General features: G+C 60.1%; 20 protein-coding genes. 5 read left to right on the forward strand and 15 right to left on the reverse strand.

Annotated features, from left to right (window positions below):
* Positions 1-82: 82 nt before the first annotated feature.
* From CFBP4996_RS02045 to CFBP4996_RS02070, 6 genes are all read right to left on the reverse strand, one after another.
* Positions 83-1,006, reverse strand: a complete 924-nt coding sequence (locus tag CFBP4996_RS02045; protein WP_080852569.1) for a pirin family protein — start codon at positions 1,004-1,006, stop codon at positions 83-85.
* Positions 1,007-1,270: 264 nt separating this feature from the next.
* Positions 1,271-1,525: an exodeoxyribonuclease VII small subunit gene (locus CFBP4996_RS02050; RefSeq protein ID WP_003503059.1), complete on the reverse strand. Its 255-nt coding sequence runs from the start codon at positions 1,523-1,525 to the stop codon at positions 1,271-1,273.
* 2 nt (positions 1,526-1,527) lie between these two features.
* On the reverse strand, positions 1,528-2,463 hold the full coding sequence (locus tag CFBP4996_RS02055) for a histone deacetylase family protein (RefSeq protein WP_080852568.1): 936 nt from the start codon (positions 2,461-2,463) through the stop codon (positions 1,528-1,530).
* A gap of 25 nt (positions 2,464-2,488) precedes the next feature.
* Complete coding sequence (locus CFBP4996_RS02060) at positions 2,489-3,052, reverse strand: biotin transporter BioY (RefSeq protein WP_080852567.1); 564 nt, start codon at positions 3,050-3,052, stop codon at positions 2,489-2,491.
* 31 nt (positions 3,053-3,083) lie between these two features.
* Positions 3,084-3,689, reverse strand: coding sequence for a CbiQ family ECF transporter T component (locus CFBP4996_RS02065; protein WP_080852566.1), 606 nt, complete (start codon positions 3,687-3,689; stop codon positions 3,084-3,086).
* Positions 3,686-4,366: an energy-coupling factor ABC transporter ATP-binding protein gene (locus CFBP4996_RS02070; RefSeq protein WP_080852565.1), complete on the reverse strand. Its 681-nt coding sequence runs from the start codon at positions 4,364-4,366 to the stop codon at positions 3,686-3,688. Before CFBP4996_RS02070 ends, CFBP4996_RS02065 begins: the two co-directional genes overlap by 4 nt.
* 112 nt (positions 4,367-4,478) lie before the next feature.
* Between CFBP4996_RS02070 and CFBP4996_RS02075 the strand changes: the two genes are divergently transcribed.
* Positions 4,479-5,669, forward strand: a complete 1,191-nt coding sequence (locus tag CFBP4996_RS02075; RefSeq protein ID WP_080852564.1) for a winged helix-turn-helix domain-containing protein — start codon at positions 4,479-4,481, stop codon at positions 5,667-5,669.
* A gap of 175 nt (positions 5,670-5,844) precedes the next feature.
* Here CFBP4996_RS02075 and ribB read toward each other — a convergent pair whose 3' ends face one another.
* The 3 genes from ribB to CFBP4996_RS02090 form a co-directional block, all read right to left on the reverse strand.
* Positions 5,845-6,945 carry a 3,4-dihydroxy-2-butanone-4-phosphate synthase gene (gene ribB, locus CFBP4996_RS02080; RefSeq protein WP_003521085.1) on the reverse strand — a complete coding sequence of 367 codons (1,101 nt, stop codon included), beginning with the start codon at positions 6,943-6,945 and terminating at the stop codon, positions 5,845-5,847.
* A gap of 94 nt (positions 6,946-7,039) precedes the next feature.
* Positions 7,040-8,134, reverse strand: coding sequence for a chorismate synthase (aroC, locus tag CFBP4996_RS02085; RefSeq protein WP_080852563.1), 1,095 nt, complete (start codon positions 8,132-8,134; stop codon positions 7,040-7,042).
* A gap of 160 nt (positions 8,135-8,294) precedes the next feature.
* Positions 8,295-8,543: a hypothetical protein gene (locus CFBP4996_RS02090; RefSeq protein WP_162935803.1), complete on the reverse strand. Its 249-nt coding sequence runs from the start codon at positions 8,541-8,543 to the stop codon at positions 8,295-8,297.
* 40 nt (positions 8,544-8,583) lie between these two features.
* On the opposite strand from CFBP4996_RS02090, the gene CFBP4996_RS02095 reads away from it, so the two are divergent.
* Entirely contained in the window at positions 8,584-8,844 is a 261-nt protein-coding gene (locus CFBP4996_RS02095; protein WP_003521088.1) for a DUF1344 domain-containing protein, read from the forward strand.
* 251 nt (positions 8,845-9,095) lie between these two features.
* Here the strand turns inward: CFBP4996_RS02095 and CFBP4996_RS02100 are convergent, their stop codons facing one another.
* The 4 genes from CFBP4996_RS02100 to CFBP4996_RS02115 form a co-directional block, all read right to left on the reverse strand.
* Positions 9,096-9,689, reverse strand: coding sequence for a histidine phosphatase family protein (locus CFBP4996_RS02100; RefSeq protein ID WP_080852562.1), 594 nt, complete (start codon positions 9,687-9,689; stop codon positions 9,096-9,098).
* 30 nt (positions 9,690-9,719) lie between these two features.
* Positions 9,720-10,538 carry an enoyl-ACP reductase FabI gene (fabI, locus tag CFBP4996_RS02105; protein WP_003521090.1) on the reverse strand — a complete coding sequence of 273 codons (819 nt, stop codon included), beginning with the start codon at positions 10,536-10,538 and terminating at the stop codon, positions 9,720-9,722.
* A gap of 131 nt (positions 10,539-10,669) precedes the next feature.
* The gene (locus CFBP4996_RS02110) at positions 10,670-11,785 is read right to left on the reverse strand and encodes a DnaJ C-terminal domain-containing protein (RefSeq protein ID WP_080853235.1); all 1,116 of its coding nucleotides are present in this window, start codon (positions 11,783-11,785) and stop codon (positions 10,670-10,672) included.
* A 211-nt stretch (positions 11,786-11,996) separates the two neighbouring features.
* Positions 11,997-12,446, reverse strand: coding sequence for an RT0821/Lpp0805 family surface protein (locus CFBP4996_RS02115; protein WP_059760835.1), 450 nt, complete (start codon positions 12,444-12,446; stop codon positions 11,997-11,999).
* 56 nt (positions 12,447-12,502) lie between these two features.
* Here CFBP4996_RS02115 and pdxH point away from each other — a divergent pair, with 56 nt between their 5' ends.
* Complete coding sequence (gene pdxH / locus CFBP4996_RS02120; protein ID WP_080852561.1) at positions 12,503-13,123, forward strand: pyridoxamine 5'-phosphate oxidase; 621 nt, start codon at positions 12,503-12,505, stop codon at positions 13,121-13,123.
* Between the two features lie 31 nt (positions 13,124-13,154).
* Here pdxH and CFBP4996_RS02125 read toward each other — a convergent pair whose 3' ends face one another.
* A complete protein-coding gene (locus tag CFBP4996_RS02125) occupies positions 13,155-13,934 on the reverse strand; it encodes a sulfite exporter TauE/SafE family protein (protein WP_162935920.1) in 780 nt (259 codons plus the stop codon).
* A 154-nt stretch (positions 13,935-14,088) separates the two neighbouring features.
* Here CFBP4996_RS02125 and CFBP4996_RS02130 point away from each other — a divergent pair, with 154 nt between their 5' ends.
* Positions 14,089-14,394, forward strand: a complete 306-nt coding sequence (locus CFBP4996_RS02130) for a pyrophosphohydrolase domain-containing protein (protein WP_060722994.1) — start codon at positions 14,089-14,091, stop codon at positions 14,392-14,394.
* Positions 14,395-14,398: 4 nt separating this feature from the next.
* Here CFBP4996_RS02130 and CFBP4996_RS02135 read toward each other — a convergent pair whose 3' ends face one another.
* The gene (locus CFBP4996_RS02135; RefSeq protein WP_080852560.1) at positions 14,399-14,776 is read right to left on the reverse strand and encodes a hypothetical protein; all 378 of its coding nucleotides are present in this window, start codon (positions 14,774-14,776) and stop codon (positions 14,399-14,401) included.
* Between the two features lie 119 nt (positions 14,777-14,895).
* Between CFBP4996_RS02135 and CFBP4996_RS02140 the strand changes: the two genes are divergently transcribed.
* Entirely contained in the window at positions 14,896-15,177 is a 282-nt protein-coding gene (locus CFBP4996_RS02140; protein ID WP_080852559.1) for a tetratricopeptide repeat protein, read from the forward strand.
* The last annotated feature ends 1 nt before the right edge of the window (position 15,178 follow it).

Raw genomic sequence — 15,178 nt, forward strand, 5'->3', positions numbered from 1 at the left:
GTGGTCAGCAGGGGGCACCGGAGCGTCTTTCATCGGGAAAGCCGACGGTCCATTCCTGCATGTCGTACACTTCTATAGAATTTCAACCTTCCGGCAAAGGGACAAACTCTTCTTCGTCGCCGGGAACGATATCGAAGCGTCCGGTTCTCCACTCCTGTTTGGCCTGCTCTATGCGTTCTTTTGATGACGAAACGAAGTTCCACCAGATGTAGCGGCGCTGATTGAGCGCCGCCCCGCCGAAGATCATGATGTGACAGCCATTGCTGCCGGCCTGCAGCGTGATGTCGTCGCCCGGCCGGAAAACGAGCAACTGGTCGGCGGCGAAGATATCGCCCGCCACATCGAGCGAGCCGGACAGAATATAGATCGCCCGCTCCTCGTGATCGGCGGAGAAGGGAAATTTTATCCCCGGCTCCAGCGTCAGGTCGACATAGAGCGTATCGGTAAAGGCCGAAACGGGGGAGGTGAGACCCTCGAATTCGCCGATCACAACGCGGCCGGAAGCGCCCTTGATATCGATCAGCGGCATGTCTTCCTTCGCAGTATGGGCAAAGGCGGGGTCGATTTCTTCCATATGCTCCGGCAGGGCAAGCCAGGTCTGCAGGCCGGACATGGAAAGCGGGTGGCCACGCAGGTTTTCCGGCGTGCGTTCCGAATGCACGATGCCACGCCCGGCCGTCATCAGGTTGATGTCGCCGGGGCGGATGACAAGCTCGGTGCCAAGGCTGTCGCGATGCTTGATTTCGCCGTCGAACAGATAGGTGACGGTGGAAAGCCCGATATGGGGATGCGGTTTGACGTCGAGCGCCTCACCGGCCTTCAGGATCGCCGGGCCCATGCGGTCGAAAAAGATGAAGGGGCCGACGAGACGCCGCTGCCGGGTCGGCAACGCACGGCGCACGGCAAAGCCGCCAATGTCGCTCGTGCGTGGAATGATGAGGTTCTCGATGGCGTCGCAGGCAAAAGCATCACCCGCGACGGGATCGTTACCGGGAAAAAAGGACATCGCAAGCTCCTCGTATCGTCTGGCGGGAGTTTAGCATAACGGACGGAGAGGGGGAGTATCGGGATGTCGAACGCTGTGTTTGTGCATTGTCACCGGATGCGCGGGAGAGAATTGAACGCGGCTTGACCTACAGCCTCCCTCATTCCTGTGCTTGTCACAGGAATCCAGCCGACGCGCGTCTGCGCGGCGATAAGAGTCTTTTCAGCCCAAGGACTTGGTCTGGCTAGATTCCTGTGACAAGCACAGGAATGAGGAGGGAGAAAATCACTCCCCGTCCAGCGGCTCCACACCCTGCGGCTTGCCCGCACGGTCGAGGCGAATTTTCTCGATTCGCTTTTCGGCAGCGTTCAACAGCGTTTCGCAATGCTTCTTCAGGGCTTCGCCGCGCTCATAGATGGCGATGGATTCGTCCAGCGCCACGTCTCCGCGTTCCAGGCGAGCGACAATGCTTTCCAGCTCGGCGACGGCTTTTTCGAAGGAATAACCGCTGACATCGGCTGTGTTGGCATTTTCCGTCATGTTCAACCCTTCATCATTCTCAAAATATGCATGGCTGCCGATTCCGCCAGCCCTTCCAGATCATAACCGCCTTCCAGCAGGCTGACGACCCGGTTCGATGTGTATTTATCGGCCATTTCCAGAAGCCGGCCGGTTGCCCAGTCGAAATCTTCGCCCACCAGATTGATCTGCGCCAGCGGATCGCGGTGATGCGCGTCGAAACCGGCGGAGATGAGGATGAGATCGGGCGAAAAATCGGCAATCGCCGGCAACACGCGGGATTTGAAGGCCTCGCGGAAATATTCGCTGCCGGTGTTGGGCGAAAGCGGCGCGTTGACGATATTGTTCTTCACGCCGGTTTCGTTTTTGTCGCCGCTCCACGGGTAAAGCGGCATCTGGTGGGTGGAACAGAACAGCACGGATGTGTCGTTCCAGAAGATATCCTGCGTGCCGTTGCCGTGATGCACGTCCCAGTCGATGATGGCGACGCGCTCCGCGCCGTGCGCCTTCTGCGCATGGCGGGCGGCAATCGCCACATTGTTGAAAAGACAGAAGCCCATGGCCTTTGCGGTTTCCGCATGGTGGCCGGGCGGGCGGGCAGCGACGAAGACATTGTCGGCAGCGCCGGTAAACACGTCATCCACCGCCGCCATGGCAGCACCGATGCCGGTCAGCGCCGCCTGCAGACTTTTCGGCGAGACGTAGGTGTCGGCTTCGACGCGGTTGATCTCGCCATCCTCTTCGGGGATCTGCCGCATGATGGCAAGCAGATGCTCCTCCGGATGCGCCAGCAGCACCGCATCCTCATTCGCCTGCGGGGCTTCTTTGCGTTCCAGCCGCTCGAAATTCGGATGTTCGAGTGCGATGTTCAGCGATCGCAGGCGGTCCGGCCGCTCGGGGTGGCCGGATGGCGTGATATGCTCCAGGAAGATCGGATGTTCGTATAAACGCGTCGCCATTCTTTTCCTCCCGAAGAAAGTCCGTTCAGGCGCGCTGCGGCAGAAGCGGATAACCGGCCATTACGGCGCGGCCGGCAAGGGCCGCGAGCACGGCCTTCAGCGCATCGCCCGGAATGAAGGCGAGCGAGCCCATGAAGGCCTTTTCGAAACCAAGCCCGACGACCAGCGCCAGATAGGCGATGCCGAAAGCATAAAGCACGACCACGCCGCCGATCAGGCTGGCGACGAAGAAACCGATGCCCTGTGTGAGAGCGGACTGGCCGCGATTGACGAGTTTTTCCGAGAGCGTGCCGGTGACGAAGACAGCTGCGATCCAGCCGATCAGGAAGCCCGTCGTCGGCGTGGTGAAGATGGAAAGACCACCGCGTCCGCCCGACAGGACCGGCAGGCCGATGGCGGCAATCAGGATCGTCAGCAGAACCGCGAGCGTGCCGCGTTTCGCGCCCAGCACGACACCGGCCAGCATGACGCCGAGCGACTGCGCGGTGATCGGCACGGGGATGAAACCGAGCGTGATCGGCGGCAGAAGCCCGAGTGCGATGATGATGGCGGAAAACAGCGAAATCAGCACAAGGTCGCGGGTCGTCATGGCTCGGAAACTCCGGATGGTTATCTGGCCGTCAGCTTTGGCCTCTGAAACCGCGCGCGTCAATGGCGTCGGCAATGGCATCGGCATCCTTCAACGTCATAATCACCAGCGGCACGATGATGGTGGCCATCCGCACGGGCAGGCCGCGCGCCCGGTGCGCATCGCGCACCGCATGGTAACGGTTGACGATTTCAGGCACGAAACGCACGACGAGCCCGACCGAAAGCCCGATATCGGCGGCCTTCACCAGCCCCAGCCTTTCCAGCGGGGCGGCGGCAAGCGCGATCTCGTCCATGAATTGCGAGATGCTGACGGTGACGGTGACGGCGGTGGCAAGCAGCGCCAGCGCCGTCAGCCGCAAAAGATTGACACTGGCATCATGGGCCGGAAGCAGGAGATAGCTGAAGGCGGCGACGAGGAAGATGGTCAGCATCACCGGCCGCAGCCGCAGGCCGATATCCTTGAAGGGCAGCCGGGTAGCGCCCAGAATAAGGGCGGCCAGAACCGTCGCGCATGCGAGAACCGGCAGATCGCGGGTGAGGAACAATACGATGCTGAAACCCATAAGCGTCAGGAGTTTGAGGCGCGGCGAGACGCGGTAGAGCCAGCCGGTGCCTTCGACATGCAGCGATTTCATCGCGATGCCACCTCCAGATAGCGCGCTACCGCTTCTTCGGGGGCGGCGTCGGCCACCAGCGCGCCCTCATGGAAAACCAGCACCCGGTCGAAACCCGCAACCAGCGGCAGATCGTGGGTGATGACGATCAGCGCCTGCGACAGCGCCGCCATGGTCTTTTCCACGGTGGCTCGGTTTTTGAGATCGAGCTGGTTGGTCGGCTCATCGAGAATGAGGATTTGCGGTTCGGTGACCAGAAGCGCCGCCAGCGCCGCAAGCTGTAATTCGCCGCCCGAGATTTCGTGCGCGCGTCGATCTTCCAGGTGAGCGATGCCGAGCCGGGCAAGGACGGCTTTGACCCTGGCGTCGGTTTCCGCCCTGCCGAGGCCGAGCCGCTTGAGACCGAAGGCGACATCGTCGCGCACGATTGGCAGGATGATCTGGTTCTGCGGATTCTGGAAGATGAAGCCGACCGCCTGCAAGACCGCCTTGGCGTCGCTCACGGTGTCGAGACCGTTCACCGAAACCTTGCCCTCGCTCGGTTTGTTCAGCCCGTTGATCAGCCGGGCAAAGGTGGTCTTGCCGGAGCCATTGAGGCCGATCACGCCGATGCGCCGTTCCGTCAATGTCACAGACAGCGGCTGCAGGGCCTGCCGGCCCTCGAAAGCGACGCCGGCGGCGTTAAAACGGATTTCCAAGCTTAGATCCTCGCGCTCTTTTCCGGTTCTATACCCCGTCATCAACAGAAGTGAAACAAGGAACAAAAAAAGAACATTGCAATCCGGAAAAAGCCGTCATACCTTCTGCACCATGGTGATCAAGGTTTCAAACGAAGCGGCAAGACGAATTTTTCTGGCGCGGCAGGGGCTTTCCTCTCCGCCCGGCAAGGCTCTTTCCAAGAGCGACCTGCTGCAGCTCATCACCGATATCGGTTTCGTGCAGGTGGACAGCATCGGCACGGTGGAGCGCGCCCACCACCAGATTATCTTCTCCCGCAACCAGACCTACAGGCGCGGCCATCTGACCACGCTTTTGGAAAAGGACCGGGCGCTTTTCGAACACTGGACGCATGACGCCTCTATCCTGCCGACGGAGTTTTATCCCTATTGGAAACACCGTTTCCGCCGCCGCGAGCCGATCATTCAGGAGCGCTGGCGCAAATGGCACGGCGAGGGCTTCGATGCGGCTTTCGGCGAAACGCTGGAGCGCATTGCCGCCACCGGTCCGGTTCTGGCGCGGGAGCTGAAGGAGGAGGGGCACCAGTCCGGCGGCTGGTGGAACTGGCATCCCTCCAAGACCGCGCTCGAATATCTCTGGCACACCGGCAAGCTCGCGATTGCCGGCCGCGTGAACTTCCAGAAGGTCTATGATCTCGCCGAACGGGTGATTCCCGGCGAGCATCATGAAACCGAGGTAGAACACGCCGAATTTGTCGACTGGGCCTGCCGGCAGGCGCTGAAACGGCTGGGTTTCGCCACCCACGGTGAAATCGCCGCCTTTTTCGATCTCGTCACCCCGCAGGAGGCGAGGGATTGGGTCAAGAACCATCGCGATGAACTCTGCGAGGTTTCGCTTCTCTCCAGCGACGGGGACAATGCCCGCCCGTCTTTTGCCTTTGCCGATTTCACCGCCGACCTGACCGACGTGCCGGAACCTTCCGCCCGCGTCCGTGTTCTCAGCCCCTTCGACCCGCTGCTGCGCGACCGAAACCGCACGGAGCGGCTGTTCGGCTTCTATTATCGCATCGAGGTCTTCGTGCCCGAGCCGAAACGGCAATATGGCTATTATGTCTTCCCGCTTCTGGAGGGTGACAGGCTGATCGGCCGCATCGACATGAAGGCGGATCGCAAGCGCGGCACGCTGGATGTGCGCCGCCTGTGGCTGGAGCCCGGCGTGCGTGCTTCGGCCGGTCGGCTGGAGAAGCTCGACGCGGAACTGGTGAGGCTGGCGAAGTTTACCGGGGTTGAGAGTGTGAACTATCTGGAGGGTTGGCGGGACTAGAGCCATATTCGCACCAAGTCTGCTTCCGTCATGCCGGTCCCCGGAACAAGCCCGAGGATGACCCGGCATCCAGCCGCCGCACGTCTGTGCGGCGAAAGAGTCTCTCACGATCAAGGGCTTGATCGTGCTGCACCCCGGATCGGGTCCGGGGTGACGGCACTTTCAGTGCCTTAAATCAGCCGATATCCGTCGCCGAAATCTTGATGCCGAACCCTTCAAGGCCGACATAATGCCGCTCCCGCGTGGTCATCAGCTTGATGGAGCTGATGCCGAGGTCCTTCAAAATCTGCGCGCCGAGGCCGATTTCCAGCCATTCGTTTTCGCGCGAACGGGCCTGCGCATGCGCCTCGTCGGGATCACGCGCCTTGCGACGTCCGGCCACCTGGCCGACGCCGACCGAGCCTTCACGCAGATAGACGATGACGCCTCGGCCTTCCTCGGCGATCTTCTGCATGTAATGCCGCACCGGCTGGCGGTCGCCGAACACGTCGTCGGCGACATTTTCCGGGTGCAGGCGCACGGGAATATCGATGCCGTCTCTGATATCGCCGAAAATCACCGCCATATGCTGCATCGGGTCCCAGGGCAGGGAATAGGTCTGCGCCTTGGCGGGTCCGAAGGGCGTTTCGATGGTGAAGGAGGATTCCATCTCCACCAGCGTTTCCTTGCGCTGGCGATAGGCGATGAGATCGGCGACCGAAACGTGCTTCATGCCGTGTTTTTCAGCGAAATCCAGCACCTGCGGTCCGCGCATCACCGTGCCGTCGTCATTCACCAGCTCGCTGATGACGCCGATGGGCGGAAGGCCGGCGAGCCGGCAGAGATCGACCGCCGCTTCTGTATGGCCGGAGCGCATCAAGACGCCGCCCTCGCGGGAAATCAGCGGGAAGATGTGGCCCGGCCGGGTGAAATCGGAAGCGCCGACATTGGGATTGGCAAGGTTGCGCACCGTCAATGTGCGGTCGTCGGCGGAAATGCCGGTCGTGGTGCCGTGCTTGAAATCGACGCTGACGGTGAAGGCCGTTGTATGCGCGCTGTCATTTTCCGCCACCATGGCGTTGAGGTTCAGCCGCTTGGCTTCCTCGCGCGGCATGGGCGCACAGACGATGCCGGAGGTGTGGCGCACGATCAGCGCCATTTTCTCCGGTGTGCAGTGAACCGCCGAAATGATCAGATCGCCTTCGTTCTCACGGTCGTCATCATCGGTCACGACAACGATTTCACCGGCTTCGAAAGCGCGGATGGCGTCCACGACGCGTTTCTGGTCATAGGCCATGGCGATATCCCTTATTTGAGAGCAACGGCACGTTGCTCTCCGTTTTTGTTTCGGTATCGGATTTTCCGAAAACCGCTTCGCACTTTTCGGTTCTCTACCGGCGGCCGGTCTGGCCGCGATCCCTCAGATAATGGTCGGCAACGGTGCAGGCGATCATCGCTTCGCCGATAGGCACGGCGCGGATGCCGACGCAGGGGTCGTGGCGGCCCTTGGTGCGCACATCCACATTGTTGCCATCGGTATCGATGGAAAGACGCTCCGTCAGAATGGAGGAGGTGGGCTTGATGGCGAAGCGGGCGATGAGAGGCTCGCCGGTCGCGATGCCGCCCAGAATGCCGCCGGCATGGTTGGAGAGGAAGATCGGCTTGCCATCATTGCCCATGCGCATCTCATCGGCATTTTCCTCGCCGGAAAGCTCGGCGGAGGCGAAACCTTCGCCAATCTCCACGCCCTTGACGGCGTTGATCGACATCAGGCTGGAGGCGATATCCTGATCGAGCTTGGCATAGATCGGCGCGCCGATACCGGCCGGAACCCCTTCCGCCACCACTTCGACGACGGCCCCGATGGAGGACCCCGCCTTGCGGATGCCGTCGAGATACTCTTCCCACACCGGCACCATGGCCGCATCCGGGCAGAAGAACGGGTTCTGGTCGACCTGATCCCAATCCCAGTTGTTGCGGTTGATTTTGTGCTTGCCGATCTGCACCAGCGCGCCGCGCACATTGAGGCTCGGCACCACCTTGCGGGCGATTGCACCGGCGGCGACACGCGCCGCCGTCTCACGCGCGGAAGAACGTCCGCCGCCGCGATAGTCGCGAATACCGTATTTCAGGTCATAGGTGAAATCCGCATGGCCGGGGCGGAAACGCTTGGCGATCTCGCCGTAATCCTTGGAGCGCTGGTCGGTGTTTTCGATCAGCATGGAAATCGGCGTGCCGGTGGTTATCATCGTCTCGCCGTCCTCATCCAGCATCACGCCGGAGAGAACCTTGACGATGTCATCCTCGCGGCGCTGGGTCACGAAACGGCTTTGGCCCGGTTTGCGTTTGTCCATCCAGTGCTGCACCTCGGCAAGGGTGAAGCGGATGCCGGGCGGGCAACCATCCACCACGCAGCCAAGTGCAGGCCCGTGGCTTTCTCCCCAGGTGGTAACGCGGAAAAGATGACCGAAACTGTTATGCGACATATTTTCAAAACCGGAAAACAGGGCGCCTGCGGTGAGCGCCGTTTAAAACAAGCGGATTTGTCTTAGTGGAAAATCCGGGCAAGGCAAAAGCCTTTCTTTCGCTGCGGCGGTATAAGTGCAGGACACGGCGTCCTGACTGGAGACGCGCATGTCCGTGCCCTCATTCCTGGGATAGCACGGGGATGAGGGCAACGGGGCGATTCGCGCCCGCCGGAGACGTTTTTCGAAATGACGAAAATGTAAAAGCGCCGTCGTTTTCCACGTTAATCCGGAGTTTTCCAATATTGCCGGGAAATGCGGTGTAAAAATCACTAACGGCTTGAACACGATCCCAAATCCGTTCATCAATTGGGCCGAAAATGTCATGGTTGCGGGCAATTTCCGCCACATTCGAAAGGCAATTCTTCATGCATGTAAGGTTTTCACGCAAATCCACGAAAGCTAGATCGATGCGTATGATGATTGCCGCCCTTCTGGCCACCGCCAACCTCCTGATGCCCATCAACGGCTACGCCCAGAGCGTCGACGTGGAAGGCACGATCAGCAAGATCGATGCGAATGGGCTGAGCATTACGCTCAACGACGGCAAGACCTATCGCGTGCCGGAAGAGTTCAATTTCGAAGGTCTGAAAGCGGGCGTGAAGGTCGTGGTTTTCTACACGGAAGTGGATGGGAAACGCGTGGTCGACGATCTTCAGGTCGTGCAGTAAGCACCAGCCCCTCACGCGAAAACCTCCGTTGTGAAACGAGCGGATGCCTCTTGTTTCTTCTCCCCGTCGGGGAGAAGTCCGCGGCAGCGGGATGAGGGGGCAAGGGTGCGATCTATCGCTGGCGTTGCCCCCTCATCCGACCCTTCGGGCCACCTTCTCCCCGGCGGGGAGAAGAAATACGCGGCGGCCTTTGCGCTAAATATACAGGCTGCTCGAGTAGGACGACGCAGAGGGTTATGCCCTATGATCCCTCACGAAACCCAGTCCGCACTGTTCCTGTCGATTTCGACTTTCAAAATCCGGTCCTGCGGAATTTGCGTCCTTGACGCCTCGTCTTTGTCCATGCCGGAGACCAGCCGGAAGATCGAGCGGATGACGCCGCCGTGGCAGACGCATATCGTCGGAACCTCGACGGAGGAAAGCCATGCGCCGATGCGCCAGGAGAGGATTTCATAGCTTTCGGCATCCTGGCCGGGGGGAATGAAATCCCACTTGTTGGCCTTGCGCGCCTTCACCCGGTCCGGGAACTCTTTTTTCAGCTCCGGCAGGGTTTGCCCTTCCCAGTCGCCGAAGGAAACTTCGATCAGGCGATCGTCGGTACGATAGGCCTTGGGATCGAGGCCCATCGCGCCGCGCATCAGTTCCATGGTCTCGCGCGTGCGCCCGAGCGGGCTCGCCACATAGTCGAAATCCGTGGCCTGTTTTCCCAGCAGATGCGCAAGCAGTTTGCCGTTACCGACCGCCTGCTGGCGGCCGAAATCGTTGAGCGGAATGTCTTTCTGGCCCTGAAGCCGGCGTATCGCATTCCAGTCCGTTTGTCCGTGCCGGATCACATAGACGAGCAAGGCGATACCCCGTTCTTACACTTTTCAGGCTTAGTCCTTGACCACCGAAATGTCAGGCGCATCCACCGCCTTCATGCCGATGGTGTGGTAACCGGAATCGACATGATGGATTTCGCCGGTCACGCCGGTCGAAAGGTCGGACAGCAGGTACAGCGCCGACTTGCCGACTTCTTCGATGGAAACGGTGCGCTTCAGCGGCGCATTATATTCGTTCCATTTCAGAATGTAGCGGAAGTCGCCGATGCCGGAGGCCGCAAGCGTCTTGATCGGGCCGGCGGAAACGGCGTTGACGCGGATGCCGCGATTGCCGAGGTCGACGGCGAGATAACGCACGCTGGCCTCGAGAGCAGCCTTGGCCACGCCCATGACGTTATAGTTCGGCATGACCTTTTCGGCGCCGTAATAGGTCAGCGTGATGATCGAGCCGCCGTCGTTCATGACCGGCTCGGCACGCTTGGCAACGGCGGCCAGCGAGAAGACGGAAATGTCCATGGTGCGGTTGAAATTGTCGCGGCTGGTATCGAGGTAACGGCCGGTCAGCTCGTCCTTGTCGGAAAAGGCGATGGCGTGCACGACGAAGTCGATCTTGCCCCAGTGCTTTTCCAGCCCGGCAAAAACCGCATCGATCGTCTCGAGATCGGTCACATCGCAGTGACCGGCCATGAAGGCGCCCAGTTCCTGCGCCAGCGGCTCGACACGCTTCTTCAGCGCGTCGCCCTGCCAGGTCAGCGCAACTTCCGCGCCCGCGTCGGCACAGGCCTTGGCGATGCCCCAAGCGATGGAACGATTATTGGCGACACCCATGATGAGGCCGCGTTTGCCAGCCATGAGGCCGGATGCCTGAGCCATTTTATGCTCCCTAGTACTTTTGATCGGTCCTGCCTATGGCATAGGCTGCAATCCTGTTCAAGATTGCCAAAGATCATCAACTGTTAGGGAGCGTAACAAAGGGTGCGTTGTCCCGGCTATTCGCAAAACTTTCACAAATAAAGGCCTTCGCGCATGTGCCGCATCAGGTCGGTCACCTTTTCATCCGGCTTTTCCAAGAGAACGATGCGCAATTCGATGACGAGATCGCCCTGTCCGCCCTTGCCGTCGGCGAGGCCCTTGCCGGTAAGCCTCAGCGCACGGTCCGAGCCGGACCAGGCCGGAATGGTGATGTTTTCCTCACCGAGCGGTGTCCTGACTTTCGTTTCACACCCCAGAACCGCGTCGCTGAGCGATATCGGCAACGTCGTGTGAATATCGAAGCCACGAAGGGAAAAGGCGTCGTCACGGGCGGTCAGCAATGTCACGGCAAGGTCGCCGCGCGCCATGTTGGGAAGCTTCAGCCCCTGTCCCTTCAATCGCACCACATGTCCGTCGGTCATGCCGGCTTCGAGCTGGAAGCGAACCTCGCGTTCGTCGGCAAGCGACACGGTAATCCACTTGTGCTCCAGCAGATCGGCGACCGTGACGGTGGCCTCCGCAGTGATGTCCGGCGCTTTTTCGGCAGCCGGCTGCGGCGTGCGGAAACGGCGCACCAGAGCGCTGAAAAGATTGGCGGCGAGCGATGCGGGCGCTGTCCTGTCATCGGCGGCGCCGGGCTGCGCGGTCTCGCCGGCACCCGGAATATCGCTTTTTGCGGTGCCCGCGGCAGCCTTTGCCGCTTCGGCCGCCTGCTGCACCTTGGGATCGTTCTGTGCTTCCGCGCCAAAAATCCGTTCGACGATATCTTCGGCGGTTTCCGCCTTGGCGTCGGTTTTCTGGCCGGTCTGCGCCCGGTTGCGGGCGTCCGCACGGGCCAGTTCCTCCATCAGCTTTTCGGCGGCCTTGGCGCGCTCGGCGGCCTCGCGCGCGGCTTCCCGCTGCTGCATGATGGTTTCGCCGCGCTGTTTCTTTTCGGCCGCCCTGCGGGCCTGATCGTAGAGATCGCGCTTTTTCGGGTCTTTGAGAAGATCATAGGCCTGCCCGATCTCGGCGAATCGCGCCGAGGCGTCGGGATCGTCGCGATTGGCGTCCGGATGGACGGTTTTCGCCTTCGTGCGCCAGGCGGCCTTGATTTCCTCGTGGCGGGCGTCACGTTTTACGCCGAGGATCGAATATGGATCGCGCATGCGAAACACCAGTTACGTTGGCTCAGGCGCTGCCGCCCTTCATGGCGCAATCCTGAAACTAACCCCTCCGAAAAGGGATGCCCGCGATCATTCGCCTGCACGCCCTCGGTTTAATCAACGTCGACTGTTGCAATAAGTTGCTAATCACTCCTTTACGGAGGAAGCGCGCCGCACCCGGGCCGGCTCTATTCCATATTTAAGGGTAAACAGATTATTTCTGCTCGAAGCGGGTCAGCAGCCATTCGCCGGTTTCCGACAGGCAGGCCTGTCCCGAATAGCTCGCAACGCCCTCGAAGGAGTGGCGCGTCGTCCTGAAATCGCGGCAGACGAAACCGCTGGATTTGTCTTCGTGAATGGCGGTGACGACGCCGGCGCTGCCGGTGGCGGCATTGGCCCAGGGCAGCGGCTGGTCGGCGAGCTTGGCGAGATCGGCCGACGTCACCGCATTGCGGATCGTCGCATCGTCCGTCTGCGGCGCATTGTTCGGCTGGTTGGGAATGGAGGCCGTGGAAAGCGAGCGGTCGACCTTGTCGCCGCCGAACAGGTCGAGGCTGACGCAGCCGCTCAGCACCACAAGCATTGACACGACGGCAGAAACTTCCGCTACCGACGAAAGGAGGCTCTTTGTTCGACTGTTCGACTTTGCTATGACGGTCACCATCTTTCACCAGAGATCATCTCTGGGGTCCAAATCAGCTCGGGAGCATTTTAGTCAATATGTCGGAAACGGGGTTAACATCCAGTGACTTCACGGAAGAAAATGAACCGTTCACGCTTTTTGCCGAATGGCTGAAGGATGCAACGGCTTCCGAAATCAACGATCCGAACGCGGTAGCGCTTGCCACCGTGGACGAAAATGGCCTGCCGAATGTGCGCATGGTGCTGCTGAAAGGCGTCGACGACCGCGGCTTTGTTTTCTACACGAATTTCGAAAGCCAGAAGGGCCAGGAGATCCTCGGCCAGAAAAAAGCGGCCATGTGTTTCCACTGGAAAAGCCTGCGGCGACAGGTGCGCCTGCGCGGCGAGGTGGAGATCGTGAGCGACGAGGAGGCGGATGCCTATTACGCCTCGCGTCCGCGCGGCAGCCGCATCGGCGCCTGGGCTTCCAAGCAGTCTCGGCCGCTGGAAGGCCGTTTCGCGCTGGAAAAGGCGGTGGCGGAATATACCGCCAGATATGCCATCGGCGATATTCCGCGTCCGTCCTACTGGTCAGGCTTCCGCATCCGGCCGCTCAGCATCGAATTCTGGCACGACCGCAAGTTCCGCCTGCATGACCGCATCGAATTCCGCCGCGAGACGCCTGACGGTGCATGGTCCAAGGTCCGCATGTATCCGTAAGGGCGGTCAGGGCAGGCCATTTACGGCCTGCCTATTTCAGCAGCGAATCGAACAGCGGCAGGCCGATGACGGCGGAGATGGCGATCAGCCCATAGCAGATGCGCCGGAACGCCGCCTCGTCGGCAAGCCCGTGCAGTCGCGCGCCGGCATAAAGCCCGGCCCCGTAAAAGGGCAGGGCGAGCAGGAAAAAGACGAAGACATCGGCGGTGAACAGGCCGCTGACGAAATAGCTGCCGGTGGAGATCACGGTCGAGATCGCGAAATATAAGATGACATGGGCGCGCACGAAGGCGCCTTTGAGGGCGCCGCCGAGCCAATAGGCGACGACCGGCGGACCGCCCAGTTGCGCAGCCCCCGAAAACAGCCCGGCCAGAAACCCGGTAAAGAGGGTCAGCGGCGTCTTCGGTCGACCGCTGTAACGCCAGCCGGAAAGCAGAAACAACAGCAGCATCACGACCACGGCGGAGATGATCCAGCGCAGCGTCAGCGGATCGCCGTTGGAAAGCAGCATGGTTCCAAGCGGCACGCCGACAAAGGCGCCGGCCGCCATGATGAAGACTTCGCGCCGGTCCGCCATGCGCCATGCGGGCGGTATCATGCCAAGCGTCAGCACGGCGTCCACCACCAGCAGCACTGCCGAGGCGACACGCGGCCCGACGATGGCGCTTGCGAGCGGGATGAAGATGAGCGCCGCACCGAAACCGGAAAAGCCGCGGGCAAGGCCGGCCAGAAAGGCGGCGCCCGCAAACATGGCGAGCAGCGTCGGACTATGCGCGGTGATGAGGGACGAGAAAAAATCGAGGTGGGACATGGGCGATGGCACGGTTGTTCGAATATCTTTTCTCTATCCCGCTTGCATGTACATGTCGCGGAAATTTCAGTTCATGGCTGCGTGACGCCCTGACGGGTCGACGCCGTCAGAGAATCATGATTAGAGTTGTAGCGCATGAACAAAGGATGAACAAATGTTTGCTGACATGATGCCTCGGTTTGAAGAGGCCTCGCAAAAATATGCCGCTGAAAACGGAATATTCCGCGACCCGGACTGGTACATGCTGAAGCTTCAGGAAGAGGTTGGCGAGGTCACACAGGCCTGGAATCGGCTGACAGGACGGGGGCGCATCAAGGGCAGGAGCAAAGAGGAGATGAAGCGGGATCTAGCCGACGAAACCGCCGATCTGCTCGGCCATGTGCTGTTGCTGGCCCATTATAACGGTCTCGATATTGAAGGAGCGATCGAGCGTAAGTGGCGTTTCAGGCCGGGGGCGTGACACGTTATGAAAGCACCAGAGTAAGGAACAGAGCTGTGAGCACGGCAGCCACCGGTGTCATCACCAGTCGTTCTGCGCGGCTTTTCGACATCGCATTCAATCCGACGCTCACGGCGAGATAGCATGTGATGATCCAGAGAGTGGGCTCGATCCAGCCTTCCGGCCAGATTGTTGTCCAACCAGCGCTTTGCGCCACAAAGGATACGACAAGGGCGTATATCGCAAGGGCTGAGACGCTTGCAGTCCTTTGTCTGACAGGCAAGACACGATGATGCCCTCCCCAGGCAAAGTGGCCGAGCGGCGCGCCTGCGGCAAGCGCAATCTGAAATGCAGAAAGGACGAGCAGTATCAGCGTTGCGATGAGAGCAGGGAGGTCGACCATAGGGGTTTCTTTATCTCCGGCGGCGGCTGTCTTACAGATCGTTTATATGAAACCAGTTGCTTTGCTTTAAAACAAAGATGAATTTTATATGGCCTATGAAGTGATGCACGGAAAAGCAAATGTTTGATTTTAACTGGCTGGAGCAGCGTGCGAAAGAATTGACTGACACTGGCAACGTTGTGGACGCGATAAAAATATACTTGTTTATGGCTGATGGAGATCCGTCTCTCGATGGCGGATATTTAGGCGAAAAGCTTGGGGAGTGCTACGAGCAGAGCGGAGATTTGCACGCAGCCAGATATTGGTATGGACGAGCCGTAGAGGAAAATCCAGAGATAAGGATATCGGCTTTGGAAGGTCTAAGAAGGCTTCAACACGTCGGTATAAATGATTTGGTGTAAA

Origin of the sequence: Agrobacterium leguminum, assembly GCF_005144435.2 — a bacterium.
Taxonomy (GTDB): Bacteria; Pseudomonadota; Alphaproteobacteria; order Rhizobiales; family Rhizobiaceae; genus Agrobacterium; species Agrobacterium leguminum.